This window comes from Desulfitobacterium sp. THU1 (genome assembly GCF_038181555.1).
In the GTDB taxonomy this organism is placed as follows: Bacteria; Bacillota; Desulfitobacteriia; order Desulfitobacteriales; family Desulfitobacteriaceae; genus Desulfitobacterium.
Genome location: NZ_JBBWUA010000008.1, coordinates 86,901 through 112,333, shown reverse-complemented (window position 1 = coordinate 112,333; position 25,433 = coordinate 86,901). Strand labels below are relative to the sequence as shown.

The 25,433-nt window shown below is 48.4% G+C and carries 24 protein-coding genes and 1 riboswitch; of the genes, 23 read left to right on the top strand and 1 reads right to left on the bottom strand.

What is annotated here, in order from left to right; genetic code table 11:
• Nucleotides 1-100 precede the first annotated feature (100 nt).
• From AAC978_RS09030 to AAC978_RS09020, 3 genes are all read left to right on the top strand, one after another.
• Nucleotides 101-523, top strand: a complete 423-nt coding sequence (locus AAC978_RS09030) for a hypothetical protein (protein ID WP_341547720.1) — start codon at nt 101-103, stop codon at nt 521-523.
• The gene (gene mobP3, locus AAC978_RS09025; protein ID WP_341547719.1) at nt 523-3,402 is read left to right on the top strand and encodes a MobP3 family relaxase; all 2,880 of its coding nucleotides are present in this window, start codon (nt 523-525) and stop codon (nt 3,400-3,402) included. Before AAC978_RS09030 ends, mobP3 begins: the two co-directional genes overlap by 1 nt.
• Nucleotides 3,403-3,552: 150 nt before the next feature.
• Entirely contained in the window at nt 3,553-4,497 is a 945-nt protein-coding gene (locus AAC978_RS09020) for a DUF3991 and toprim domain-containing protein (protein ID WP_341547718.1), read from the top strand.
• 11 nt (nt 4,498-4,508) lie between these two features.
• On the opposite strand, the gene AAC978_RS09015 is transcribed toward AAC978_RS09020, so the two are convergent.
• Nucleotides 4,509-4,718, bottom strand: coding sequence for a hypothetical protein (locus tag AAC978_RS09015; RefSeq protein WP_341547717.1), 210 nt, complete (start codon nt 4,716-4,718; stop codon nt 4,509-4,511).
• Nucleotides 4,719-4,810: 92 nt separating this feature from the next.
• On the opposite strand from AAC978_RS09015, the gene AAC978_RS09010 reads away from it, so the two are divergent.
• The 20 genes from AAC978_RS09010 (at nt 4,811) to AAC978_RS08915 (ending at nt 25,433) form a co-directional block, all read left to right on the top strand.
• Entirely contained in the window at nt 4,811-6,637 is a 1,827-nt protein-coding gene (locus tag AAC978_RS09010) for a VirD4-like conjugal transfer protein, CD1115 family (RefSeq protein ID WP_341547716.1), read from the top strand.
• Nucleotides 6,638-6,643: 6 nt separating this feature from the next.
• Nucleotides 6,644-6,910, top strand: a complete 267-nt coding sequence (locus AAC978_RS09005) for a helix-turn-helix domain-containing protein (RefSeq protein WP_341547715.1) — start codon at nt 6,644-6,646, stop codon at nt 6,908-6,910.
• Nucleotides 6,911-7,384: 474 nt separating this feature from the next.
• Nucleotides 7,385-7,474: a K(+)-transporting ATPase subunit F gene (gene kdpF / locus AAC978_RS09000; protein WP_341547714.1), complete on the top strand. Its 90-nt coding sequence runs from the start codon at nt 7,385-7,387 to the stop codon at nt 7,472-7,474.
• A complete protein-coding gene (gene kdpA, locus AAC978_RS08995) occupies nt 7,471-9,156 on the top strand; it encodes a potassium-transporting ATPase subunit KdpA (RefSeq protein ID WP_341547713.1) in 1,686 nt (561 codons plus the stop codon). Before kdpF ends, kdpA begins: the two co-directional genes overlap by 4 nt.
• Nucleotides 9,157-9,171: 15 nt before the next feature.
• A complete protein-coding gene (gene kdpB / locus AAC978_RS08990) occupies nt 9,172-11,229 on the top strand; it encodes a potassium-transporting ATPase subunit KdpB (protein WP_341547712.1) in 2,058 nt (685 codons plus the stop codon).
• Between the two features lie 11 nt (nt 11,230-11,240).
• Entirely contained in the window at nt 11,241-11,801 is a 561-nt protein-coding gene (gene kdpC / locus AAC978_RS08985; RefSeq protein WP_341547711.1) for a K(+)-transporting ATPase subunit C, read from the top strand.
• Between the two features lie 108 nt (nt 11,802-11,909).
• Entirely contained in the window at nt 11,910-12,422 is a 513-nt protein-coding gene (locus tag AAC978_RS08980; protein ID WP_341547710.1) for a CBS domain-containing protein, read from the top strand.
• 155 nt (nt 12,423-12,577) lie between these two features.
• Nucleotides 12,578-15,271: a sensor histidine kinase KdpD gene (locus AAC978_RS08975; RefSeq protein WP_341547709.1), complete on the top strand. Its 2,694-nt coding sequence runs from the start codon at nt 12,578-12,580 to the stop codon at nt 15,269-15,271.
• A 2-nt stretch (nt 15,272-15,273) separates the two neighbouring features.
• Complete coding sequence (locus tag AAC978_RS08970; RefSeq protein WP_341547708.1) at nt 15,274-15,972, top strand: response regulator transcription factor; 699 nt, start codon at nt 15,274-15,276, stop codon at nt 15,970-15,972.
• Nucleotides 15,973-15,987: 15 nt separating this feature from the next.
• Entirely contained in the window at nt 15,988-17,517 is a 1,530-nt protein-coding gene (locus AAC978_RS08965) for a DUF4118 domain-containing protein (RefSeq protein WP_341547707.1), read from the top strand.
• Complete coding sequence (locus AAC978_RS08960) at nt 17,501-18,199, top strand: response regulator transcription factor (RefSeq protein ID WP_341547706.1); 699 nt, start codon at nt 17,501-17,503, stop codon at nt 18,197-18,199. Before AAC978_RS08965 ends, AAC978_RS08960 begins: the two co-directional genes overlap by 17 nt.
• 206 nt (nt 18,200-18,405) lie before the next feature.
• Complete coding sequence (locus tag AAC978_RS08955) at nt 18,406-18,597, top strand: hypothetical protein (RefSeq protein ID WP_341547705.1); 192 nt, start codon at nt 18,406-18,408, stop codon at nt 18,595-18,597.
• A gap of 24 nt (nt 18,598-18,621) precedes the next feature.
• Complete coding sequence (locus AAC978_RS08950) at nt 18,622-19,023, top strand: tetratricopeptide repeat protein (protein WP_341547704.1); 402 nt, start codon at nt 18,622-18,624, stop codon at nt 19,021-19,023.
• Entirely contained in the window at nt 19,020-19,469 is a 450-nt protein-coding gene (locus AAC978_RS08945) for a potassium channel family protein (protein ID WP_341547703.1), read from the top strand. Before AAC978_RS08950 ends, AAC978_RS08945 begins: the two co-directional genes overlap by 4 nt.
• Nucleotides 19,466-20,140, top strand: coding sequence for a potassium channel family protein (locus AAC978_RS08940; protein ID WP_341547702.1), 675 nt, complete (start codon nt 19,466-19,468; stop codon nt 20,138-20,140). Before AAC978_RS08945 ends, AAC978_RS08940 begins: the two co-directional genes overlap by 4 nt.
• A gap of 8 nt (nt 20,141-20,148) precedes the next feature.
• Entirely contained in the window at nt 20,149-21,627 is a 1,479-nt protein-coding gene (locus tag AAC978_RS08935; RefSeq protein WP_341547701.1) for a TrkH family potassium uptake protein, read from the top strand.
• A gap of 17 nt (nt 21,628-21,644) precedes the next feature.
• Nucleotides 21,645-21,734: riboswitch (cyclic di-GMP riboswitch) on the top strand.
• 417 nt (nt 21,735-22,151) lie between these two features.
• Nucleotides 22,152-22,571: a sigma factor-like helix-turn-helix DNA-binding protein gene (locus tag AAC978_RS08930; protein ID WP_341547700.1), complete on the top strand. Its 420-nt coding sequence runs from the start codon at nt 22,152-22,154 to the stop codon at nt 22,569-22,571.
• A gap of 647 nt (nt 22,572-23,218) precedes the next feature.
• Nucleotides 23,219-23,605 (top strand): type II toxin-antitoxin system PemK/MazF family toxin, encoded by a 387-nt coding sequence (locus AAC978_RS08925; RefSeq protein WP_341547699.1) that lies wholly within the window; start codon nt 23,219-23,221, stop codon nt 23,603-23,605.
• The gene (locus AAC978_RS08920) at nt 23,602-23,760 is read left to right on the top strand and encodes a hypothetical protein (protein ID WP_341547698.1); all 159 of its coding nucleotides are present in this window, start codon (nt 23,602-23,604) and stop codon (nt 23,758-23,760) included. Before AAC978_RS08925 ends, AAC978_RS08920 begins: the two co-directional genes overlap by 4 nt.
• 92 nt (nt 23,761-23,852) lie before the next feature.
• A complete protein-coding gene (locus AAC978_RS08915) occupies nt 23,853-25,433 on the top strand; it encodes a recombinase family protein (protein ID WP_341547697.1) in 1,581 nt (526 codons plus the stop codon).

The window sequence follows — 25,433 nt, the reverse complement described above, 5'->3', positions numbered from 1 at the left end:
CTCCGTCAGGTGCTGTGCCCCACATGAAAGCCCAGCCATTCCAGCATTTTGAAGGTGCTGTTTGGGGTGCTGGACACAAAATATAAGGAGATTTGAGCCTATGAATGAAAATAGAAACGAGCTAAAGCAACGGGTAGTGGCATGGCTCTACCCGGATATGATTAAAACCATGGAAGCCATGATGCAGGAAAAGGATATGAAAAACCACACCGAATTTGTTTCGCAGGCGGTAGATTTCTATATCGGCTATTTGAGCAGCCAAAACAGTACGGCATTTCTTTCTCAGAATCTGTTAGGAGCGATTCAGGGTACGCTGCAAAATACGGAAAATCGTGTGGCAAATAATCTGTTCCGCTTGTCGGTGGAGATCAGCATGATGATGCATTTGCTGGCAGCCACATTGGAGGTTACCGATGATGAGCTGCGCAGTCTCCGTGGACGATGCATTTCCGAGGTGAAAAAGACGAGAGGTAAAATCAAGCTGGAAGATGCGGTGCAGTTCCAACAGGGTGCTGATCTTTAATGGCAAGGCTGGTCATTAAAAACGGATACCTCAAGGGCGGAAAAGCTGCCGCGCACCTGAGTCATCTGGTGAAATATATAGCAACCCGTGACGGCGTAGAAAAGGTTCCGAATGGCCGGGCACTTTGGCACAGCACCAAAAATCAGCGGGCACTCATTGCGCAAATGATCCGTGAGTTTCCCGAAAGCAAGGAGTCTCTGGAGTATGAGGACTACCTCGCCCAGCCCAATCGTGAAAATGCTTCTGAGTTTATCTCTATAACACTGGAGCAGCACCTCCCGCAGATTGGTGACAGGGAAAAATATCTGGACTACATCGCAAACCGTCCCCGCGTGGAAAAGTTTGACAGTCACGGTTTGTTTACAGCCGGGGATGCGCTGCTGGTTTTATCACAGGTTGCGGAGGAAGTGGCCGCCCACACCGGCAATGTCTGGACGCCGATTATTTCCTTGCGCCGGGAGGATGCAGGTAAATTTGGCTTTGAAAATGCGGCGGCATGGAAAGCCCTGCTTTCCTCCAAGGCGATGGAGCTGGCGGAGAACCTGAAAATCCACCCCGACCATCTGAAATGGTATGCGGCGTTTCACAATGAATCGCACCACCCGCATGTTCACATGATTTGCTACAGTACAAATCCGCAGGAGGGCTATCTCACCAAGCAGGGTATCCGCAAAATGAAGTCCGCTCTGGCAAATGAGATTTTCCGTCAGGAGCTCATCCCGATTTACGGGGAAAAGACCCAGCGACGGGATGACCTGAAGCAGCAGGCCGCTGAAGCCATGGGGGAGCTGATTCGCCAGATGAAGGGCGGCGTGTTGGTCAGTGAGCGCATGGAGCAACTCCTCACACACCTTGCCGAACGTCTGCAAACGGTCAGCGGAAAAAAGCAGTACGGCTACCTGAAAGCAGACCTGAAAAATGTGGTAGACGAAATTGTGGATGAGCTTGCCAAGGACAGCCGCATTGCCGAAGCCTACCACCTGTGGTGGGAGGTCAGGGGCAGAATCGAATCCATATACACCGAAACACCCTCCGAGCCGCCGCCCCTTTCCCGCTGTGAGGATTTCAAGCCCATCCGAAACATGGTTATTCAGGAGGCATTGAGACTTGGCAGCGGAACTATGACCTTTGAGGAACCGGCTTCGGTGGAAACCGCTCTGCCGGACGCCACCCCGGATGACGATGTACCCTCCATGGAGGCTGCGCCGGAGAATGCGCCCGCCGAGCCGGAGGATGCGTCCGAACCGCCGCCTGCTCCGTCTTTCCGCAACGGGGAGAAAGCTTCTGCTTCATGGTGGACGGAGGAATACAAGCTGGCAAAACAGTATCTCCACGGCGATGAGGAAGCCGAAATCCCGCAGGATTTTGAAAAAGCCCGTGAACTTTTCCTCGCAGAAGCGGATAAAGATAATCCCCTGGCACTCTATGATCTTGGTCGTATGACCGCCGACGGGCTTGGGTGCGAAGCGAACGCCGATGCAGCCTATGGCTGGTACGAAAAGGCACTTGCGCTATTTCATGCCGCCGAGGAAAAAAAGCCTTGGAAGTACACCGAGTACCGCATCGGCAAAATGGTCGCCGCAGGGCTTGGCACAGAGCAGGACGATCTGCAGGCGGCGGACTGGCTCACTCTTTCTGCAAACGAGAAGTACAAATATGCGCAGTATTCCCTCGGCGGTCTGTATTATCACGGCAAGGGTGTAGAGCAGAATTATGAAACCGCCTTTGACCTCTACATCCGCTCGGCAGACCAGAGCTTTCCCTATGCCAGCTTCGAGCTTGGCAAAATGATGCGGGACAGCATCGGCTGCGTAAAAAACAGTGCGGAAGCTGATCGGCGTTTTCGGGAAGCCTTTCTCGGTTTCACCTCTTTGGAGGAAAAAGGGCACGACGATAAGCTCCAGTACCGGCTGGGCTGGATGCTTCTAAACGGCGTGGGCACGGAAAAGAATGAGACAAAAGCAAAGGAATATTTTGAAAAGGCAGCGACGGTGGGAAATCCCTTTGCCTGCTACCAGCTTGCCAAGCTCATTCTTGCAGACGAAGCAGCGCCGCCGCAGGAGGTGGAAAAAGCCCTCGTTTATCTCAAGCAGGCGGTGGAGGCGGAAAATCCCTATGCCGCATATTTTCTTGGCAAGCTCTATGAGACGGGACAGCACGTCCCGCAGAACACGGCTGAGGCAGTACGGCTCTATACCCTGTCGGCGGAGCAGGATAACGACTTTGCTGCACACCGGCTCGGTAAGCTGTACCTTGGGGGCGGTGGCGTCCTCAAGGATGTGGAAGCCGCAATCCGCTGGCTGACCTTTGCCGCCGACCGGAAGAATCCCTTTGCCGAATATGCCCTCGGCATTCTCTATCTCAAGGGAGAGGATGTTCCAAAGGATATCCCAAAAGCACTGGAATACCTAAAACACTCCGCCGCACAGGGAAATCAGTTCGCACAGTACCGGCTGGGCAAGGTTTATCTCATGGGCGAAGATGTGCCAAAGGATATTCCCGCTGCCCTGCAATTCCTGACAGCCGCCGCCGAGCAAGAAAACCAGTATGCGCAGTATACCCTCGGCAAGCTGTATCTGATGGGAAAAGACGTACCCAAGAATAGGGAAACCGCCGTCCGCTGGTTTACTCTCTCGGCGGCGCAGGGCAATGTCTACGCACAGTTTTTCCTTGACCATATGGATGAGTTCAAAAACCCCTCCGTCCTGCTGGCTGGCACACGGCTCCTGCATCACATGAGCCGTGTGTTTACTGACAACGCTCCGCCCTTGAAACCGCCCGGTCAGCGTATCGACCGTAAGCTCCTGCGCAGGCTCCGGGAGAAGAAGCAGGCACAGGGTCATGCGCGGGACGACCACGAACAGACCATGTCACTCTAAAAAACGATGGGAGGAACACCATGAAAAAGCAGAAAAAGAAAACCGGGCGGATGCCCGTCCGGAAAAATTTGTATCCAAAGCAATGCCGTCCTGTAAAAAGGGCGGCATTTTTTCATCGAATCGGCAATCGCCATCAATAGGAGGTGCGCTATGGGTGTGTATGTGCATTTTACAGACGAACAGAAATACCGTGCCAACAATGTGGATTTAGCTGACTTTCTCCAGCGGCGCGGCGAAAGACTCCTGCCCAGCGGACGGGATAAGCGGCTGGCCTCCGACCGCAGCATCACCGTCCGGGGGAACGAGTGGTACGATCACTCCGCGGAGAGCGGCGGTTATGCCATTGATTTTGTGCGGAAGTTTTACGGCTGCTCCTATCCTGAAGCCGTGACCCTGCTGCTGGGCGGTGAGCAGGGTGAAATCTATCGGCCAGCCTCGCAAAAGGAGCCGGAGCCGAAAAAGCCCTTTGCGCTCCCACCGGCACATACGGATATGAGGCGTGTTTATGCCTATCTGGTGAAAACCCGGCACATCGGCCGGGAGGTGGTGAGCTTCTTTGCAAAGCAGAAGCTCCTCTATGAAAGCTGTGAAAAATCCAAGAACAGAACAAAGGAATACCATAACGCCGTGTTTGTGGGCTTAGATGAAAACGGAGTTGCCCGCCACGCTCACAAGCGCGGGATTTACACCTTGGGGCAGGCATTTAAAGGGAACGTGGACGGCTGCGACCCCCGCCACAGCTTTCACTGGCTTGGCGAAAGCAATGCGCTGTATGTGTTTGAAGCGCCTGTGGATCTGCTGTCGTTTATTACCCTGCATCCGCAGGACTGGCAGCGGCACAGCTATGTGTCCCTCTGCGGCGTCGGCGGCCAGGCGATGCTGTGGATGCTGAAACAGTATCCACAGCTCCGGCAAGTCTCGCTGTGCCTGGACAACGATGCAGCCGGGCACAAGGCCAGCGAACGGCTGAAACAGCAGCTTGCCGAACAGGGCTATGAATCAGAACGGCTCATATCTCAGGGGAAGGACTGGAATGACGATTTAACGGAAGCGGCACAGCAAAGGCAGAGTGGGTTTGAAATGAGGATGGCATAGAAAAATGGAGCTCATTTATTTAGCTTCCTGTCTATAATTTTTCCACCTACGGAAATAAGCTCTGTGGTGTGTTCAGATGTGAAATCCATTACCTTATGCAAACTCTTTTTGAAAATAAAGAAAAGTTCGCCATTTATTTCTTGGGTGGGACAAGTGTAACTCTTTCCTCCGGAAGTGATTTGAACCAATTTCAAAATTCGATTAATCCCCATTACCAACAATATAGTCAACTCCTCAAATCCCTATTTATGTAACACATATGTTTTAGATTTAGGATACCACAAAATATTCCAGACTGAAAGGAGTTTCCCCTATGCAATCCCAAGTCTACATTCTAATCGCAGCGGCCGCCGTGATGTTTCTCGTCATCGGCGGCCTTTCTCTTTTAGCCCACTATTACACCCTCAACGGAATCAAGTCCCGCACAGTGGGCGATGGCCAGCACGGTACGGCGCGCTTTGCCACCAAGCAGGAAATCAAAAGCATTTACAAGCATATTCCCTTTCAGCCGGAGCTGTGGCGGAAGGGAGAAAACCTCCCCGCTGTTTCAGAGCAAGGCATCATCCTCGGCAGCACAGGAGCAAAGAACAAAGTCACGGCGCTGGTGGATACCGACGACGTCCACTGCCTGATGATCGGCGCATCCGGCGTGGGCAAAACAGCCTTTTTCCTGTACCCGAATCTGGAGTATGCCTGTGCCTCTGGCATGAGCTTTCTGACCACCGATACCAAGGGGGACCTGTTCCGCAACTACGGTGCCATTGCCCGTGACCATTATGGCTACCATGTGGCGGTCATTGACCTTCGAAACCCCACCCGCTCGGACGGCAACAATATGCTCCAGCTGGTCAACACCTACATGGACACCTACCTTGCCGATGAAAACAATCTTGTGGCAAAGGCCAAGGCGGAGAAATACGCCAAAATCATCTCAAAGACCATCATCAACGCCAGCGGCGAGAACTACGGACAGAACCAATTTTTCTATGATGCCGCCGAGGGGCTTCTGTCCTCCATCATTCTGCTGATAGCCGAATATCTGCCGCCCACTAAAGCAGATGGAAAAAAGGTGGACTGCCGCCATATCATCAGCGTGTTCAAACTGGTACAGGATTTGCTGGCGCCCAGCAAGGTAAAGGGTAAAAGCCAGTTCCAGCTCCTGATGGAAAAGCTGCCGCCTGACCATAAGGCCCGCTGGTTTGCGGGAGCCGCCCTCAACTCCGCGGAGCAGGCCATGGCCTCGGTACTGTCTACCGTGCTGTCCCGCCTCAACTCATTTATCGACAGTGAAATGGAGCAGATTCTTTGCTTTGAAACCACCATTGACGCGGAGAAATTCTGCAATGAAAAATCGGCGCTATTTATTATACTTCCCGAAGAAGATCTAACTAAATATTTCATGGTCAGCCTGATGATCCAGCAACTCTACCGTGAAATCCTTGCGGTAGCGGATGAGAACGGCGGCAAGCTGAAAAATCGGGTGATGTTCTACTGTGACGAGCTGGGTACGCTCCCGGCCATTGAATCACTTGAGCTGATTTTTTCGGCCAGCCGCTCCCGCCGTCTTTCCATGATTCCCATTATCCAGTCCTTCGGACAGCTTGAAAAGAATTACGGCAAGGAGGGTGCAGAAATCATCGTGGACAACTGCCAGGACACCATCTTCGGCGGTTTCGCGCCCAATAGCCAGACCGCAGAGGTACTTTCTAAGGCATTGGGCAGCCGCACCGTGATGAGCGGCAGCATCAGCCGTGGAAAGAACGATCCCAGCCAGTCCCTGCAAATGATGGAGCGTCCTCTTATGACACCGGATGAACTCAAATCCATTCCCAAGGGCAGCTTTGTCGTTATGAAAACCGGCACACATCCCATGCGGACAAGGCTGCGGCTGTTTCTGGATTGGGGTATCCGCTTTGGGAAGCCCTATACCGTTGAAGAAAAGGCGCACCGGAAGGTGGTCTATGCCGATAAGCAGACGCTGGAGGAAAACATTGTTCGCAAGCACACAGCCTGCCTGATGGTGGATGAGGAAACCGGGGAGATATTGGAGTCGCCCACCGGCACCGGTGCGCTCCACACCCCCGTGACGGAGCATCCCGCGGAGCCACTAAAGCGGCGCAGCCATGTCAGAACGGAGTGATAACAAATGAGCTATTTTAACCACATCTATACCGCTCCGCCCGATGAACTCCCCCATCGGGCGAGGACGGTTTATATTTACCTTCGTGACCGTGCGGGGAAAGGCTCAGACTGCTGGCCTGCGGTCAAGACCATTGCCGCCGACTTGCAGCTTTCCCGCAGCACCGTCAAGCGCGCCCTGCATGATTTGGTTCATGCTGGGCTCATTGAAAAAGAATCCCGCTACCGGGAGAACGGCAGTAATACCAGCAACCGGCTGATTCTAAAAAAGTAGCGGAATCGCGGCAAAGCGGAAAGGCGTATTTCCCGCCAAGGGGGTATTCCGTCTTTCCGCAGAACCCAGGTGCGGTTCACTGTGAACCCACCAGAACCTCCCACTCTAAGAAAGACTTATTACAGAAAAAGAAGAAAGTGTTTCTCTTTATGTTTTGCATAAAACATCTGGACGCTTTCTTGACATCTACTCCATTCGAATTGACACCTCATTGACCTCTTTTTTGTTATGATAAATAGCGTAAAGAATGATATTTGGGTAAAAAATGCACATTTACGTATAATATCTAAAAACTTTACAACAAAACTAAAATGAAAGGCGTTTTCGGTATGAAACATGATAAGACGCAATGCACATGGAAAGAAGTATTATCCTTTGCGGCATTTTTAATCGTTACAATGGCCATTGTCATGGCAGTGCGATGGAACATGATTCTGCCATACATACGCTGAGAAAGTGAGAGGAGATGAGAATATGGGTATGGTGTTGGCAATCACCGGTATCATCGGATTTGCCTTGATGATCTACTTATTCTACGTATTGTTTCGAGGTGAGGACTTATGAACATGATTATTTTACAGGATATTATTTACCTTGTTTTGCTGGTGGGGTTATCCATTCCGCTTGGCATTTATATGTACAAGGTCATGACCGGCCAAAAGGTGTTTTTATCCCGCGCCCTTGCTCCGGTAGAAAACGGAATCTATAAAGTCATGGGTGTTAAAGGCAACGAGGAAATGGGCGCAAAAAAATATGTACTGTCCGCGTTGATATTCAGTGCAATCGGTGTGTTTTTTGTCTGGCTCATTCAGATGCTGCAGGGCGTATTACCATTTAACCCTGCGGGGATTGAAGGCACAAGCTGGCATCTTGCCTTTAACACGGCGGCAAGCTTTGTTTCAAATACCAACTGGCAGGCGTATTCCGGAGAAACCGGGTTGTCTTATCTGACGCAGTTCTTAGGGCTTACCGTCCAGAATTTTGTGTCGGCGGCAACTGGAATCGCCGTATTGTTCGCCCTAATCAGAGGCTTTGTTTTAAGGCAGAAAACAACCATCGGAAGCTTTTGGACTGATTTGACCAGAATTACGCTTTATGTGCTGATTCCCCTCTCCTTTGTTCTGGCACTTGTGCTTGTGTCACAGGGCGTTGTGCAGACCTTTGCACCCTACAAGGAAGTGGCTATGCTTCAAGGCGGAGCGGCACAAACTATCCCTTTGGGTCCTGCGGCCAGCCAGATTGCCATTAAGCAGCTTGGAACAAACGGCGGCGGCTTCTTCGGCGTTAACTCTGCTTTTCCGTTGGAAAATCCGACGGCATTTTCGAACCTATTGGAATGCTTATCGCTTCTGTTAATTCCTGCTGCTTTATGCGTATCGTTTGGTAAGGCCGTCAAGGACAGTAAGCAAGGAAAATCCATTTATATTGCCATGATGATTCTGTTTGTAGTAGCTCTCAGCGTTACAACAATAAGTGAGCAGTATATGGGGCCCTCTTTCGAAGGGGTTGCTGCCTCAGGTAGTATGGAAGGCAAAGAGGTTATCCATGGTGTCGGCGCATCTTCCTTGTGGGCTACAGCCACTACAGCAGTATCCAATGGCTCAGTAAATTCCATGCATGACAGTTTCACGCCTCTCGGGGGAATGATTCCCATGTTCCTGATGCAGCTTGGTGAAATTGTGTTTGGCGGCGTGGGCAGCGGACTGTACGGCATGATTGCCTTTGTTCTGCTGACGGTATTTATCGCCGGACTCATGGTGGGGAGAACGCCGGAGTATCTCGGGAAAAAGGTGGAGCCGTATGACATGAAAATGGTGTGCCTGATTGTGCTTGCTCCCTTAATGGTTACCCTTCTGGGAACTGCCGCAGCCGTATTGATGCCGGATGCCGCCTCATGGCTGACCAACTCCGGCGCCCATGGATTTTCAGAAATCCTTTATGCATTTTCGTCTATGGGCAACAACAACGGAAGCGCGTTTGCCGGATTTAATGCAAACACGGTGTTTACAAATGTGGTCGGCGGCATCATCATGCTTTTGGCACGCTTCATTCCTATGGCTGCGGCCATCTTCCTTGCCGGAAATATGGCGAAGAAGAAGGCGGTTGCAGTCAGTGAAGGAACCTTATCAACAACAAATACCATGTTTGTGGGACTGCTGATCGGCGTTATTTTGATTGTCGGCGCATTGAGCTTTTTACCAGCGCTGGCTCTCGGACCCATTGCCGATTACTTCACAATGCGATAGAACGGGGGGACTAACATGGAAAAGAAAAGTATCAATAAAAATATTTTAGGCGATTCGCTCAGGCAATCTTTCGCCAAGCTTGCCCCCGGTATTCAAGTAAAAAATCCGGTTATGCTGGTCGTATATATTGGCGCAATTTTAACCACGGCGTTATACATTTTGTCCTTCGTTGGAATTAAGGATGAAAACAGCGGATACATTCTGGCGATTGCGCTGATTTTATGGTTCACGGTATTGTTTGCAAATTTTGCAGAAGCGATTGCGGAAGGACGCGGGCGCGCTCAGGCGGATACTTTACGCAAAGCGCGTAAAGACGTAAAAGCCAAAAAGCTAATATCTAAAAGCAATGTGGAGGATTATACAGAAGTGCTTTCTGCCCAGCTTAAAAAGGGTGATATTGTCATCGTCCGGGCAGGTGAGCAGATCCCCATGGATGGGGAAGTCATCGACGGAGCTGCCTCTGTCGATGAGAGCGCGATTACCGGTGAATCCGCGCCGGTAATCCGTGAATCCGGCGGCGACCGCAGCGCGGTCACGGGCGGTACCACACTGGTATCCGACTGGCTTGTCATTGAGGTGACAGCGGAAGCTGGCGAAAGCTTTTTGGATAAGATGATTTCCATGGTGGAAGGTGCATCCAGAAAAAAGACACCCAACGAAATTGCACTGCAGATTTTGCTGGTGACGCTCACGATTATCTTTTTAATCGTCACAGCAACACTGCTCCCCTTTTCAAGCTTTGCCAGCAGTCAGGCTGGGGCCGGGGCGGCGATATCTATCACAAACGTCATTGCTCTGCTGGTGTGCTTGGCTCCCACCACAATCGGTGCACTCCTATCCTCCATTGGTATCGCTGGTATGAGCCGTCTCAACCAAGCAAATGTACTTGCTATGAGCGGTCGTGCGATTGAAGCTGCCGGAGATGTAGATGTGCTGCTGCTGGACAAAACGGGTACTATCACTCTTGGAAATCGTCAGGCAAGTGAGTTTCTTCCGGTAAACGGCGTACAGGAGCAGGATTTGGCGGATGCCGCACAGCTCTCCTCTCTGGCAGATGAAACTGCCGAGGGCCGGAGCATCGTTGTTCTGGCAAAAGAAAAGTTCGGTATTCGAGGCCGGGAGCTTTCCAAGATGAATGCCAGCTTTATAGAATTTACGGCAAAAACTCGAATGAGCGGTGTGGATTATCAGGGCATTCAGATTCGTAAGGGTGCCGCCGAAGCGGTAAAGGCTTTTGTACAGAACAATGGTGGAGAGTACCCCGAAGAATGCGAGCAGATTGTAAGACGCGTTGCCGGAGCGGGCGGTACACCGCTGGTAGTTGCAAAAAATAATCAGGTGATGGGTGTTGTGTATTTAAAGGATATTGTCAAGAACGGCGTGAAGGAGCGGTTTGAAGACCTGCGGAAAATGGGTATCAAAACCATCATGATTACGGGCGACAATCCCATGACTGCCGCGGCAATCGCCGCAGAGGCTGGTGTAGACGATTTCCTCGCGGAAGCTACGCCGGAAGCAAAGCTGGACTTGATACGCGACTACCAAACCAAAGGGCATTTAGTGGCAATGACGGGCGATGGCACAAATGATGCACCAGCGCTGGCACAGGCGGATGTTGCCGTGGCAATGAACACCGGTACGCAGGCGGCTAAGGAAGCTGGAAACATGGTTGATCTGGATTCCAGCCCCACCAAGCTCATTGACATTGTGCGCATCGGCAAACAGCTTCTAATGACTCGTGGAGCGCTGACAACCTTTAGCGTGGCAAATGATGTAGCCAAGTATTTTGCGATTATCCCGGTGTTGTTTTTTGGCATCTACCCGCAGCTGACAGCCTTAAATTTTATGGGACTTACCAGCTCCACGACGGCAATTCTATCCGCCATTATCTACAACGCGCTGATTATCATCGCATTAATCCCACTGGCACTCAAGGGTGTAAAATACCGTGAGCTGCCCGCCGGTAAGCTGCTCGGGCAGAATATGCTGATTTACGGCTTGGGTGGCATTGCAGCGCCTTTTATTGCAATCAAAGGAATTGATATGCTGCTTACAGCCTGCGGCATTATGTGAGGAGGATTAAAATGACGAAATCAATAAAAATACTACGTCCGGCAATTATGTGCTTCCTCGTGATGACCGTAATATGCGGGGTTATTTATACGGCGGCTGTTACGGGAATCGCACAGCTTATATTCCCAGGCCAGGCAAATGGAAGCATCATCACCATTACGCTCAAGGATGGCACACAGAAGAACTATGGTTCCGCGCTGATTGCACAGGAGTTTACAAGCACCGAATACATGATTGGAAGGCCGATGGGTACAACAAATCTCTCCCCGGTTAGTGAGGAGCAAAAGGCACTTGTACAGGAGCGTACGGACTGGTTGCATGCCCTTGACCCGGATAACACAGCAGACATACCAATGGTTTTGGTAACCGCCTCCGGCAGCGGCGTGGACCCGAATATCACGCCGGAAGCGGCGGAATATCAGGTTGCCCGTCTTGCAAGGGAACGCGGCATCAGTGAGGACGATGTCCGGGCGATTATCAGTAAATATACTACCGGCCGTTTTCTCGGGATATTCGGTGAGCCTGCTGTAAATGTTCTGGAGGTTAACTTGGCGCTGGATGGTTTGCTGTAAGCCGTAAAGTGGTAAACAGCTGCGAAGGTCATGCATTTCTGCATGACCTTCCAGTTCGTTGAACTGTTCCGCCATTGCTATGAAAAAATTTAGCGAGAGGAAAAAATAATGCAGATACCAGAAAGAGATCAGCAGGAGAATCCGGAAATGAATCATACAAGCATTCAAAATGCTTTGGAAAGAAATATTATTTTTTTGATCACAGTCAAGTCGTCCGTCGCCTATATAAATAGTCGAAGTACGCTTCGTCAGGCGCTGGAAAGTATGCGGTATCATGTCTATACTGCATTACCCGTGGTAGCAGATGACGGTACATACATCGGAACCGTGAGCGAAGGTGATTTCCTGTGGCACATGCTGGAAGAGAAAAAGAACACTATGCGGGAGCAGGAGAATTACCTTGTCTCGGATATTATCCGTCCCGGCTGGAATCCTGCGGTCAGAATAAGCACCACCTTAGAGGAACTGCTCCTGCGGGTGATGAATCAGAACTTTGTTCCCGTTGTGGATGACCGGGATAAATTTGTTGGAATCATTACAAGAAAGTCTGTAATCAGTTATTATCATGAGCTTTTAGAGAAAGAAACCACTTCGGTTACGGAGGCTTCAAAGATTACATAGTTTCCTGCGAAACCAGTCCATATTATAATCAGTATTGATCGGTTCGAAGGGCAATAGGATCTGAATTTATGTATAAATAGTCAATTGTGATCGGAATAACTTGCTATAAAAGTTAGTAGTGGTATGATTGTTAAATATAGAGGAGGTGAGCTGAAATGAATGAATTGGATGGACGTCCCGACCCTAATGCGCTTCTGGCAGACATACAAACACAGCAGGATAATCATTCGGGAAAATTAAAGATTTTTTTCGGATATGCGGCCGGTGTAGGCAAAACCTATGCCATGCTCGACGATGCACAGGAGCAGTACCGCATGGGAAAAGACGTGCTGGTCGGTTACGTTGAGCCGCATACCCGTCCGGAAACGCTGCAGCTTTTACAAGGGTTGCCTTCCCTTGCGCCCAAGTCTGTATTTTACCGTAATATAGAGCTTAAGGAATTTGACTTGGATACAGCGTTAAACCGAAAACCCAAACTGATCTTGGTGGATGAGCTTGCACACACCAATGCGGAGGGCGTCCGAAACCGGAAGCGTTTTCAGGATATTGAGGAGCTTTTAAACGCAGGAATTGATGTTTACACGACTGTAAATGTCCAACATATTGAGAGCCTCAACGATGTGATTGAGGGCATAACCGGTGTTCGCGTAAAAGAAACCGTACCCGACTATATCTTCGATAGAGCCGAAAAAATCAAACTGATCGATATTGAGCCGGATGAACTGCTCAGGCGCTTCGAAGATGGGAAGATTTATAAACCGGAGCGGGCGCAGACGGCCATGAATCATTTTTTTACACGGGAGAATTTAAAGCTCCTGCGTGAAATTGCCATGCGCAAGGCTGCGGATAGAATTAGCAATGAAAACCAAAATGAGCGCCGTACGACTGAAAAAATGGCGAATACCAAAATGCTGGTTTGTATTGGTCCTTCCCCATCCTCTGCCAAATGTATAAGGTGGACGGCTCGGGCCGCAGAAGCCTTTCATGCACAATGGATAGCGCTTTATGTGGAAAGCACTGACAGCAATCATTTAACTTCCCAGCAGCAGAAAATACTCCGTGAAAATATGGATCTGGCGGAGAAGCTTGGAGCAGAAATTGTTTCGCTCACAGGCCATGAAATTGCGGTATCCGTATCAGAATATGCGAAATTATCCGGCATCACAAACATTGTGGTAGGCAAAAGCCGTAATAAGAAAACACTTAAAAACCTGTTCGATATGGACTTTGAAGACAAACTGATTTCTCTTTTACCAAACATAGAAGTCCATATCATTCCCGGTGCCACCGCTCGCCGAGATTATAAAAAACCGCGCAAGACAATTTGGAAAGGCAAGGTGGAATTCTCATGGATTGACTTCGCGAAAACAGCGGCGTTACTAGTGGCGGCCACACTGGTATCCCTTGGGCTGCGGATGGTGGGAATCGGTGATCAGAATATTATAATGACCTATATTCTTTCTGTGCTTGTCATATCAAGGATTACAAAAGGACATGTTTTTGGAATTATCGCTTCAATCGCAAGTGTGCTGAGCTTTAATTTCTTTTTTACCGAGCCGCTATACACGTTCAATGCGATTCAAGCGGGCTATCCCATTACTTTCCTTATTATGTTGCTGGTGGCCTTGATCACAAGCACACTTACAGTAAGGATTAAGACACAGGCCAAGCTGGCTGTTCAGAGAGAGCACCGCACAGAGGTTCTTTATGAGATCAACAAAAAGCTTCTGGTTACCCGAGGGCTTGAAAATATTATCTCGCTGACCAATGCGTATATTGTGAATTTGTTTGAGCGTTCCGTTGTATTTTTCCCATCCGACCCTGAAACTGGTACCGATGGCAGTGTCATGCAGGCCGATGGGGATACGGATGAAGCAGTTCTTAATTCCAAGGACGAAAAGGCAGTCGCACATTGGGTATTTGTAAATCAAAAGCGTGCGGGAGCGGGAACGGATACCTTAATGGGAGCAGCCGGTTTTTATATGCCGGTTATATCGCAAGGCAAGGTGCTGGCTGTTTTAGGTATTTCCTGTATAAAAGGGTCTTTAGGCCATAATACCCGTCAATTTTTGCGTATGATTGCATCCCAGGTGGCTATGGCGCTAGAGCGGCAGCATTTGTCTGATGAACAGCGCAGTATCGTTGTAGATGCAGAAAAGGAAAAAATGAGAAGCAATTTACTGCGGGCTATTGCTCATGATTTGCGCACGCCACTGTCCGGGATTCTTGGAGCCAGCTCTGCAATACATGAAAATTCAAAAACATTGGATGAGAGTACCCGCAACAAGCTGAATGCAGATATTCAGGAGGAAGCTCAGTGGCTGATACGGATGGTAGAAAACCTGCTGTCAGTAACGCGTATTAACGAGGGAGAATCCAAGGTTAACAAGAACCCTGAGGCGGCTGAGGAGGTTGTGGCGGAGGCCGTAAGCCGAATCCGAAAAAGATTTCCATACCACAAGGTTGAGGTTTCTGTGCCCGATGAGCTGTTAGAAGTGCCCATGGACGGTACCTTGATTGCACAGGTGCTTATTAACCTTCTGGAAAATGCGGTGAAGCATTCTGCCGATACCTCGCCCGTTGAGATTATATTAAAAAAGGGCGAAAATGCAGCGATATTTGAGGTGATTGATCATGGGAAGGGAATCGCAGACGAGGATTTCCCCTATCTTTTTACCAGCTATGTTCCCAATGGAACGAAAAGCTCGGATTCTTCCCGAGGGATGGGCATCGGGCTGTCTATCTGCATGACAATTATCAAAGCGCATAACGGAACAATGGAAGCCGCTAATCGCAAAGAAGGTGGTGCGGTATTTAAATTCACACTGCCATTGGAAGGAAGTGAGTGACTATGTTAAAACCAACAATTCTCGTCATTGAGGATGAGGAAGCAATATGCAACTTTATAACAGCAATCCTGAATTCAAACGGATATCAGGTCATCAAGACCGGTGCAGGAAAAGAAGGACTTTCTATGGCAGCATCCTATTCGCCGGATGTCATTTTGCTGGATCTTGGCTTGCCGGATATTGATGGAGTGGAGATACTGAAAAGTATCCGCGAATGGTCGAAGATACCGGTCGTTGTGGTGTCAGCCCGCGGACACGAACGAGAAAAGGTTGAAGCACTTGATTTAGGAGCAGACGATTATATAGTAAAGCCCTTCGGCACCTCGGAACTTCTGGCAAGAATTCGCACGGCACTGCGGCATAGTCCCCAAAGCATGGGCGCTCAGGCACTGGGCGAAGAGAAAACGACCATTGGAGATCTCCAGTTAGATTATGAAAAGCGTTCGGTTTTTCTCGCTGGAAAGGCGATCCATCTGACCCCTGTTGAGTACAAAATTTTGGCGCTTCTGTCAAAAAACGCGGGGAAAGTTCTGACTCATGATTATATCATGAAGGAAATATGGGGCCTGTACGCTGGAGATAGCCATACACTCCGCGTCAACATGGCAAATATCCGCAGAAAGATCGAGGAAAATCCTGGTGCGCCTAAATATATTTTAACGGAAATGGGCGTAGGATACCGAATGGTTGAGGAGCTGTGATAAGGAGGGATGGATTTGAACAGGCGAGACAAAGCAAGAATGGTAGTACAGCCACTGCTCGTGGTTGGTCTGCTTTCCATTTCCTCAGGAATCGGATATGCGTTCCATTTCAGCGAATTCCCTGAGACGAATATCGTAATCACATACCTTTTGGCGGTACACATGATTGCATGGCTGACGGAAGGCTTTCTATGGGGGCTTCTCTCCTCGGTGATTGCAACCTTCCTATTTAATTTTTTCTTTACCGAGCCGTACCTGACCTTCTCCGTCAACGACCCGAGTTACATCATAACCTTTTTCATTATGACGGTTGTAGCGCTTATCACAAGCACAATTGCTTCTCACGCCCAAAAAAGCGCACTGGATGCCAGACAAAAGGAAACGGAGACCAAGGCGGTATATAATCTGACAAACCATCTGACCGATGCAAGCAATATCAATGACATCGTTGGCTTTACGGTAGGTGAAATCAGCACATGTTTTGGGTGCCGGGCAGCCTGTCTTTGCTTTGATGAAAACGGAAATTCTGAAAGGTTTTTTATACAGCAGCAAACAGAAAGCCGGCAGGTACGCCGAGAAATTGAAAATCCGGAGGAAATTAAGCGCCGGATGGAGCAATTAAAAACAGGCTATGAAATTGGTTCAGAGTTTTATGACTGGCCGATTTACGGATATGAAAAAATGCTTGGCATGATACGAATTCCTATTAAAACAGCGCAGACAATGAGCGCAGCACAGACACGTCTGCTGCGGTCCATGATTGAAAGCGTCGCTTTGGCAATGGACAGATTGCGGGCATCAGAGCTGCATAACCGTTCGCGTGAAGAAACCGTTCAGGAGAGGTATCGTGCAAATTTGCTGCGGGCTATCTCACACGATCTAAGAACGCCACTGTCGGGGATTATGGGTACTTCTGAGATGATTATGGATATGTCCACTCAGACTGATCCCCGTTATGATTTAGCGTCTGCCATTCATAAGGATGCCGACTGGCTGCATTCCCTTGTGGAAAATATTCTGAGCCTTACGAGATTACAGGAAGGCAAGCTGATCCTCAATAAACAGCCGGAGGCTGTCGAAGAGGTATTGGCCGGTGCCATTGAACGCATTTCCAAGCAATGGCCTGAATATGAAATTGATGTCAGCATGCCGGACGAGCTTCTGATGATACCAATGGATGCGAAGCTGATACGTCAGGTTTTAATTAATTTACTGGACAATGCGATTAAGCATACACTTCCGGACGGTGATATTCATATTTCGGTGGAGAAGGATGAAAATTCGCATTTCGCTGTTTTTAAGATTACTGACAGCGGGAGCGGTATCTCTCAAGAGGATTTGCCGCATTTATTTCAAATGTTTTATACCTCCCGCACACAGATTGCTGATGCGAAGCATGGAATCGGCCTTGGACTGACTATCTGCGATGCAATTATCAAAGCGCACGGAGGAACCATTGAAGCTAAAAACCGAAACGATAGAACAGGAGCGGAATTTACATTTACGCTTCCCATGGAGGTGCAAATGTATGAACAGTTATCATAAAAACATTCTGGTGGTCGAAGATGATCCTCAAATTAGAAATTTTATCTGCTATTCGTTAAAACAGGCAGAGTTTCGATATATTACGGCGCATACAGCACAGGATGCATTGAGCCATCTAATATCGGAGCAAATCGACATCATGCTTTTGGATCTTGGATTGCCTGATTTTGATGGCATGGATGTAATTAAGAAGGTCCGGGAGTGGTCTGACCTGCCGATTATTGTGGTTTCTGCCAGAGATCAGGATAGTGAAAAGGCGGCGGCTCTTGATTTAGGGGCAGACGATTACCTCACCAAGCCGTTTTCTGCGACAGAGCTGATGGCACGTATTCGTGTAGCTGTGCGTCACTTGCATATGCATGGGAAAGAAAACCAGCAGGGTGCACTTACTGTTGGCGGATTGACAATAGAAATGGATAAGCATCTTGTTTATCTGCATAATAAGGAACTTCACGTCACACCGATGGAGTACAGCCTGTTAAGTTTATTGTTTAAGAATATTGGTAAGGTTCTGACGACCAGTGCGATATTAAAAGAAATATGGGGTGTCGGCTATGGAAATGACACACAGGCTTTACGTGCATTAATGGCCGGGCTCCGGCGTAAAATTGAGAAGAATCCGGCAAAGCCTCGTTATATCATTACTGAAATTGGGGTTGGCTATCGGCTTGTGGATGAATAAATAATGATTTAATTAAATTGGATATAAGACCGATGTATAAAAAAGGAAACCGTTTTGAAAATTCAAAGCGGTTTCCTTTTTTATACATTTTTATTCTCACAGCATTCTCACAGTCAAAGTGCAAAGCTCACACCGTGGTCACAGACTAAGCGTTAAAATTGTAGATGCAAGGAAATCAGAAGTAATTACAAAGGAGGCTCTGAATTATGAAAAAGATAACAGCCTTTGCAAGCTACAAAATGCATGTAGCTGCAAAAATAGAAAATTATATGAGGCATCATCCTTTTTTGGCCTTTAATTTTATGTTCATAGGAGTTCCTATTTTTATTTTACTGATGGTCCTTGCTGCTGTGTATTTAATTGCATTGCCCTTAGGACTTTTAATGGGTTGGTTTTAAGAAAACGGAAAGGAGACTTTACTTATGAAAATGCAAGATAGGATGGAAAGCAAAAACGAATTGACTGCGCTTTGCAATACAGTACGGACGTTAGTAGGCGAAAGAGCTTATCAAAAATGCGAACCGCTGATTTTTGAAGCAATGAAAAAATATCCGCATGCACCGGAACCGCATAACCTGATTGGACTGCTGCTGGAGATGCAAGGTGATCACTTGACTGCCATGAAGCATTTTCGTGCGGCATGGGCACTTGACCCTACCTATGTTCCCGCGAGTCATAACTTAGACCACTTCGGGACTTTTTTCTCCAGAGGGACTTGGGCTATTGATGAATCTGATTGTCCGCCTGAGACGAAGAAGGATAACTTTAAATTAGTTTATGACAAAAATGGTATTGGCCATGTTGTGAGGAGGGAACAGGAATGAAACTGTTTGGGAGAAAAGAAAAAGCAGATTATATCGTAATCATTGGCTGTGGGCGGCTGGGCGGTAGCCTGGCAAATGCCTTATCTGATGAAGGGCAGGATGTCTTAATTATAGACAATAATAAGGAATCCTTTCGTAAACTGTCGTCGTCCTATGGGGGTCTCACTCTCATAGGAGATGCTTCAGACATCGATGTTTTGCGTGAGGCACAAGTAGAAAAGGCGACCGCCGTGGTTGTTGTAACCAATAATGACAATTCCAATATCATGATTTCTCAGATGGCTAAGGAAATCTTTAAAAAGGAACTTGTAATAGCCCGGCTGTATGACCCTGAGAGGGATTATGTATATCGCGAATTTGGTATTGATACGATATCCCCTGCTATTTTATCGTCAAACGCAATACGTGGGTTGCTGAACAGTCATGAAAAGGAGGCGGCAGTATGAAAAACAAAGCTTTAATTATTGGAGGTTTTCATAAAGCACGTTCCCTTGCTGCTTCACTGATAAAAAAAGATTATCGTGTAACGGTAATTAACAGTGATTATCAAAGCTGTCTCATTTTGGCTGAGACAGAGGCTCTATCAGTGATTCATGGTGACGGAACAAAACCCTTTGTTTTGGAGGATGCAAATGCTCAGGACATGGATATTGCCATTGCACTTACACAAAGGGATGACGATAATCTGGTTATCTGTGAGTTGTGTAAAAAGAAGTATAACATTAAAAAAACGGTTGCGCTTGTTAATGATCCAAAGAAAACAGACTTTTTCTATCAGATGGGCATTGATTCCGTGGTGTGTGCGGTAAATGCTATTACCAATATTATTGAGCAGCAAGCTTTTTTAGATGGAATCGCGTCCCTTATTCCAATTGGTGAAGGGCGCATCAGCATTGCTGAGGTTCCTATTCCCGGAACAGCTCCGGTGGTGGGTAAAAAAATATGGGAGATTGATCTGCCCAAGGAGGTTATTATTGGGTGCATTCTTCGTGGTGAGGGCAGCATGATTCCCCGTGGAGACACTCGAATACTTGCTGGAGATATGCTGGTTCTCATTTCGTCGGACAAGCAGGAATTGACTGCGATTAAAGAGCTGACAGGACGGGGAGGGTTATGAAGGTATATATGTCCAGATGTGGCACCTGCGGAAAGCTTATGCTGCTGATTGGAATTCTAATGGCGGTTCCTCTTGCAGTATTACCCTTTTATCCGCAGGAAAGCAATTATACATTTGCATTTTTAGTTCCATCCATGGTATCCGTTATTCTGGGTTTGTTGAGTGGATTACTGCCTAAAAAAGATAAGGATTGTCAGCAATGGAACCATGCATTACAAAACAGCAGCTTAACCGTGCTATTTGCATGGCTTTATGGATTTGTCACTGGCGCACTGCCATTTGTTTTATCAAAGCAGCTGACCTTTGTTCAGGCACTGTTTGAGGCGGTGAGCGGATGGACCACCACCGGACTTTCTGTAATGGATGTAACAAAGACACCTCAAATCTTTTTGTTTCACCGAGCGTTTATGCAATTTTGCGGTGGGCTGGGTTTTGTTATGGTTATGATCATTTTTATTCGGGAAAAGCAGTCTATGAATCTATTTAGTGCAGAAGGACATCCGGACAAGCTCATGCCGAATCTGACAAAAACAGCACAAACAATCGCAGGGATGTACCTTGCTTTTCTTGGCATAGGAACATTTGCTTATCGCCTTGCTGGAATGAACCTGTTTGACGGAATGGTTCATGCAATGTGCGCATTGTCAACAGGTGGATTCTCAACCAAGCTAAACAGCATAGGAGAATATAACAGCTTTTCTATAGAACTGATTACCATCGTATTAATGCTAATTGGCACTACAAACTTTGCAGTTCTGCAGCTCTTGACAAAAGGAAAACTGCGGCGGGCTTTTCGGGTGAGCGAAGTAAAATTCATGCTTTTATTATTAGCAATCTTTATTCCTGTAACTGCATTTTCCTTATCCCACTCCTTAAACATAAGTATTGGAGAGGGTATTCGCCGTGCCGCCTTTGATGTAACCTCCGCACTTTCCACCACTGGATTCTCTACAATGTCATACACTGTATGGCCGCCTTTTGCCATTGGAATATTAACTTTGCTGATGCTGGTCGGCGGCGGAATCGGATCAACTGCTGGTGGAATCAAGCTCACGCGCGTATACCTGATGATACGTACAACCTATATCAATGTATGTAAAAGATTATTTCCTGCGCGGAAAATAACCGTATCCTATTATAACAAGGCGCAAGGGAAAAGCCTAATAGACAGCACACTGATAGCAGATACGACCGGCTTTATTTCCTGCTATCTAAGCATATTTATTGCTGGGTCGCTGTTGTTAACCTTAACGGCAAACTGTTCTCTTACTGAGGCGATGTTTGAGTTTGCTTCCGCGCTTGGAACAGTGGGCTTGTCAATTGGGATAACGGGTCCATCCACCAACACAGCAACTTTGGTGATTGAAATGCTGGGAATGATTTTTGGAAGATTGGAGATTTTTATCATCTTTATAGGAATATATTCCGGTACAGCAGCAACCCGGAAGTATTTACAGAAAAAGATTTCTGCCATTAACATTCCATGAAAGACCAAATAAAATTATAATGCCAAGGGCAAACCCGGTGAAAACCGGGGGCGCAAAGCTACAGGGTCTAAGGCGTTCTCGAACGTTATGATAGCCTGGCTGCCAAAAACCGCGCAGGGCGTGCCCTCTTCAACAGAGGGCACGCCCTTGCTCTCTTATACGGCTTTTGACGGATCATTTGGATATCGGGATACCGGCTTTCACCTGCCACGGAAGAAAGAGGTATTTCTATGAGTAATAACCGTTACCCTCCCGCATGGAGGTGTAGATAAAGATGGCGCTGTCCGTCTATACCTTTCTCTACATACACAATTTCATAGATACACTCTAAAAAAGTCAGTATTTTGCCAAGGGCAAAGTGCTGACTTTTTCTTTTCGACAAGAAACCGTTCACAACGACAGAGATTTACAGAGTTTTACAATCTGCTTTTATATAAGGAAGCTGTTGTTCCTCGCTGCCGCTCCCCTCCGCTTCTGACATTTTGACTCACCATCAAAATTTCAAAAAACGGAGGACAAGCCATATGGCAGAGAAAAAAGAATACCGAATCAAGGTGCAGGGTCAGCTTGTGCCGGTCAGCGAAGAAGTCTATGTTACCTATCACCGCATGAAGCGCCGTGAAATCTATCTGGAGGAAAGGGATACGGCAAACGGCGTCTTTTATTACAGTGCCATGGATACGGCGGAAACTACAGGCGAGGATGGGATTCCGGACCTTGTCTCTCCCCGTGTGGAGGATGTGGTCATGGACAAGCTCATAACGGAAAAGCTCCACAGGTGCCTCAACCAGCTTACCAGTGCGGAGCAGGAACTCATTTTTACACTGTTTTTTCAGAACAAAAGTGAGCACCAAATGGCAGTAGAAACCGGAATCCCTCGCATGACAATCCATAACAGGAAGAAGCGGATACTGGCCCGTCTGAAAAAACTTATGGAAAATTAAAAATAATTTGGTCCAACCCCCTCACGAAATCGGCTTAGTAGTGAGGGGGTTTTTCTATTCACCCTCACTGCTCTTTGAAAATTTCATATCCGACGACCTGAATACGTTAGCTGACGGACCCCAAAAGGGAAAGCGACCCCGGAGGATGCGCCAAGACCACCTGTAGGCAGGCAGTAAGAAAACGAAAGCACTTATTTTCTGTTCGTTTGTTTCTTTCTGCTCCTATCAAAGACGGCCAAATAAGGTGCAAAGCGGTACCCATTCATCCGAAAAGCAGGCTGTGGCAGCCTGTTTTGCAATGACCCCGTCAGCCTATATTGATACTTCTGTCCAGTCACAGCCCCCACAAGACCTGGGGACCACGCAATGAGGGCAGCCAGCGGAGATCCCGGTGGAGGTGAGATTCCTATGATGCGGTGAAGCCAGCCGCAGTTCAGGCCGTCGCCTTTTGGGCTCTTATAAACCAGAGCTCTGTGTGCTTGGGGAATAGTGTTGAATTAAGCACAGTTATTACAAAAAAAAGACTTAATGTCAGAAGCGATGGGGATCGCCCTGTCTGCGGATGCTCTCACAGCAAAGCAGATCATACAGGGCGGTCCCTATATTTGTGCCATTAAGAATACCGGCATAGGAAAAGAGGTGTGTATTTGAAACAGTTCCAAAAGGTCATTTTACGAGGCGACATCTACTACGCAGATTTAAATCCAACGGTCGGCTCGGAACAAGGCGGTGTGCGGCCTGTGGTCATTCTGCAAAATAACGTCGGAAACCGCTACAGTCCCACCGTGATTGCTGCCGCCATTACAGCGGAGCCAAAAAAGCCGCTCCCCACCCATGCGGCCATCGCCGGAATAAGCGGATTGTACAGAGAGTCCTTTGTGCTTCTGGAGCAGATACGCACCATCGACCGCAGCAGGCTTCGGGAATATGTCGGCAGGCTGGGTACGCAGGAAATGAAAAAAATTGATGAGGCACTGGCAATCAGCATCGGGCTTGCTCCGGTGCCTATTTTATCAGGGAGGGAAACACCATGACAAACGCACAGGTATCCGATAATCTAATGTACGCTGCCGCCTTGCAGCAGCTCACATGGCTTGCGGCCGCCAAGAGCATGACGGATCAGGAAATTGAAAGGATTAAAAAAGACTTGGAACGCAGGCTGCGACCCACCATCATCGCACTATGCTGAGTCGCGGAATTGTTTTCTGAATATTATCAACTATTCAGTAGCTATATGCCGGGAGGTGTGGTAGTGTATGTCGTTGAAAGGAGGGAAAAAAGATGTATCAATCCAATTCAACATCGGCGGAAGCGCCTAAAATCACATTGATACAGGCGAGAAAGCCGGAAATTGCAAAGCTCCGTGTGGCGGCATATGCCCGTGTGAGCAGCGACTCGGAGGATCAACAGAACTCTTACATCGCACAGGTGGATTATTACACCCGGCATATCGCCGCACAGGAGAGCTGGGAGCTGGCGGACATTTATGCCGACGAGGGCATCTCCGGCCTTGTAGCAAGCAAGCGGGATGAATTCAACCGCATGATACAGGACTGCAGGGATGGAAAGATCGACCGCGTCCTCGTCAAATCCATATCCCGTTTCGCAAGAAATACCAAGGAATACATCCAGTATGTGCGGGAGCTTTTACGGCTGGGCATCTCCATTCACTTTGAAAAGGAGAACATCGACACCGGCAAAATGACGTCGGAGCAGATTGCCACCATCTACGGCGCTTTTTCACAGATGGAGTCACAGAACCACTCAAACAATATGCAGATCAGCGTCCGCATCCGTATGGAAAAGGGCGATTACCTCTCGCCGTCCGAGCCTTACGGCTACAGGTTGGAGGGGCGCACCCTAATGATTATTCCTGAACAAGCCGAGGTGGTGCGCCGCATTTATGCCGCTTATCTCAGCGGTCAGGGAAAGGATGACATCGCAGACGAGCTGAACAAAGCAGGCATCCCCCGCACCAAGGGGCGAACCGTCTGGCACCCAAGTACAGTGGCATACATTCTCACCAACATCGCTTACACCGGAGATATGATCTGGCAAAAGAGCTTTGCCACCAACGAAATCCCGTTCCGGCAGGTGCGCAACAAGGGCGAGAAGCCAAAATACTTTGTAGAGAACTGCCATGAGGCGATTATTTCCAAGGAGGACTTTCAACGGGTGCAGGCACTGATGGAAAGCCGACGGAATCAGGGCAACAGACCGGCTTCCTTCGCACTGCTGGCAAAAAAAATCCGCTGTGAAGGTTGCGGAACCCTGTTCCGCAGAAAAATCGTCAACGAAAAGGTCTACTGGACTTGCCGGAGGCATGACCGTGATAAAAACCTTTGTCCCACCTCACAGATACCGGAGGAACAGATTGTCACGGCAATCCTCCATATGTACCACAAGCTGAAACGGCATCGTACACAAATCCTGTCCCCGGTCTTAACCCAGCTGACCGAGCTTCGGGAAAAGGAGCTTCGCTCCAACCGCAGAATCAATGATATTGACAAAGAAATCGCCCAGCTCACCGAGCAGAATCTCGTTCTTGTTCGACTCAAGTCGAAGGGATACGTAGATTCTGCTCTTTATTTATCCCAAACCGGCGAAATTGACTTCAAACTTCGGGAGCTGCGCCGTCAACGCCGCCGCATCATGGAGGCCAACGGCGAGGACAGTCAGATCAAAGCGACCGAAGCCATGCTGGATTATCTGGAGGACAGCCCCGACTATCTGGAAGAACTCACGGAGGAAGTATTTGAGATGCTGGTGGAGAACATCACCATCGCCTCGGAAACAGCGATGAGCATCAGCCTCCACAACGGTCTGATGCTGAAAGAAACCATGGAAAGGTCGGTGCGGTAA

What these genes read in the sequence shown, in the direction of transcription:
- AAC978_RS09030 (WP_341547720.1), top strand. Translation starts at nt 101, where the DNA reads ATGAATGAAAATAGAAACGAGCTAAAGCAACGGGTAGTGGCATGGCTC.
- mobP3 (WP_341547719.1), top strand. Translation starts at nt 523, where the DNA reads ATGGCAAGGCTGGTCATTAAAAACGGATACCTCAAGGGCGGAAAAGCT.
- AAC978_RS09020 (WP_341547718.1), top strand. Translation starts at nt 3,553, where the DNA reads ATGGGTGTGTATGTGCATTTTACAGACGAACAGAAATACCGTGCCAAC.
- AAC978_RS09010 (WP_341547716.1), top strand. Translation starts at nt 4,811, where the DNA reads ATGCAATCCCAAGTCTACATTCTAATCGCAGCGGCCGCCGTGATGTTT.
- AAC978_RS09005 (WP_341547715.1), top strand. Translation starts at nt 6,644, where the DNA reads ATGAGCTATTTTAACCACATCTATACCGCTCCGCCCGATGAACTCCCC.
- kdpF (WP_341547714.1), top strand. Translation starts at nt 7,385, where the DNA reads ATGGGTATGGTGTTGGCAATCACCGGTATCATCGGATTTGCCTTGATG.
- kdpA (WP_341547713.1), top strand. Translation starts at nt 7,471, where the DNA reads ATGAACATGATTATTTTACAGGATATTATTTACCTTGTTTTGCTGGTG.
- kdpB (WP_341547712.1), top strand. Translation starts at nt 9,172, where the DNA reads ATGGAAAAGAAAAGTATCAATAAAAATATTTTAGGCGATTCGCTCAGG.
- kdpC (WP_341547711.1), top strand. Translation starts at nt 11,241, where the DNA reads ATGACGAAATCAATAAAAATACTACGTCCGGCAATTATGTGCTTCCTC.
- AAC978_RS08980 (WP_341547710.1), top strand. Translation starts at nt 11,910, where the DNA reads ATGCAGATACCAGAAAGAGATCAGCAGGAGAATCCGGAAATGAATCAT.
- AAC978_RS08975 (WP_341547709.1), top strand. Translation starts at nt 12,578, where the DNA reads ATGAATGAATTGGATGGACGTCCCGACCCTAATGCGCTTCTGGCAGAC.
- AAC978_RS08970 (WP_341547708.1), top strand. Translation starts at nt 15,274, where the DNA reads ATGTTAAAACCAACAATTCTCGTCATTGAGGATGAGGAAGCAATATGC.
- AAC978_RS08960 (WP_341547706.1), top strand. Translation starts at nt 17,501, where the DNA reads ATGAACAGTTATCATAAAAACATTCTGGTGGTCGAAGATGATCCTCAA.
- AAC978_RS08955 (WP_341547705.1), top strand. Translation starts at nt 18,406, where the DNA reads ATGAAAAAGATAACAGCCTTTGCAAGCTACAAAATGCATGTAGCTGCA.
- AAC978_RS08950 (WP_341547704.1), top strand. Translation starts at nt 18,622, where the DNA reads ATGAAAATGCAAGATAGGATGGAAAGCAAAAACGAATTGACTGCGCTT.
- AAC978_RS08945 (WP_341547703.1), top strand. Translation starts at nt 19,020, where the DNA reads ATGAAACTGTTTGGGAGAAAAGAAAAAGCAGATTATATCGTAATCATT.
- AAC978_RS08940 (WP_341547702.1), top strand. Translation starts at nt 19,466, where the DNA reads ATGAAAAACAAAGCTTTAATTATTGGAGGTTTTCATAAAGCACGTTCC.
- AAC978_RS08935 (WP_341547701.1), top strand. Translation starts at nt 20,149, where the DNA reads ATGTCCAGATGTGGCACCTGCGGAAAGCTTATGCTGCTGATTGGAATT.
- AAC978_RS08930 (WP_341547700.1), top strand. Translation starts at nt 22,152, where the DNA reads ATGGCAGAGAAAAAAGAATACCGAATCAAGGTGCAGGGTCAGCTTGTG.
- AAC978_RS08920 (WP_341547698.1), top strand. Translation starts at nt 23,602, where the DNA reads ATGACAAACGCACAGGTATCCGATAATCTAATGTACGCTGCCGCCTTG.
- AAC978_RS08915 (WP_341547697.1), top strand. Translation starts at nt 23,853, where the DNA reads ATGTATCAATCCAATTCAACATCGGCGGAAGCGCCTAAAATCACATTG.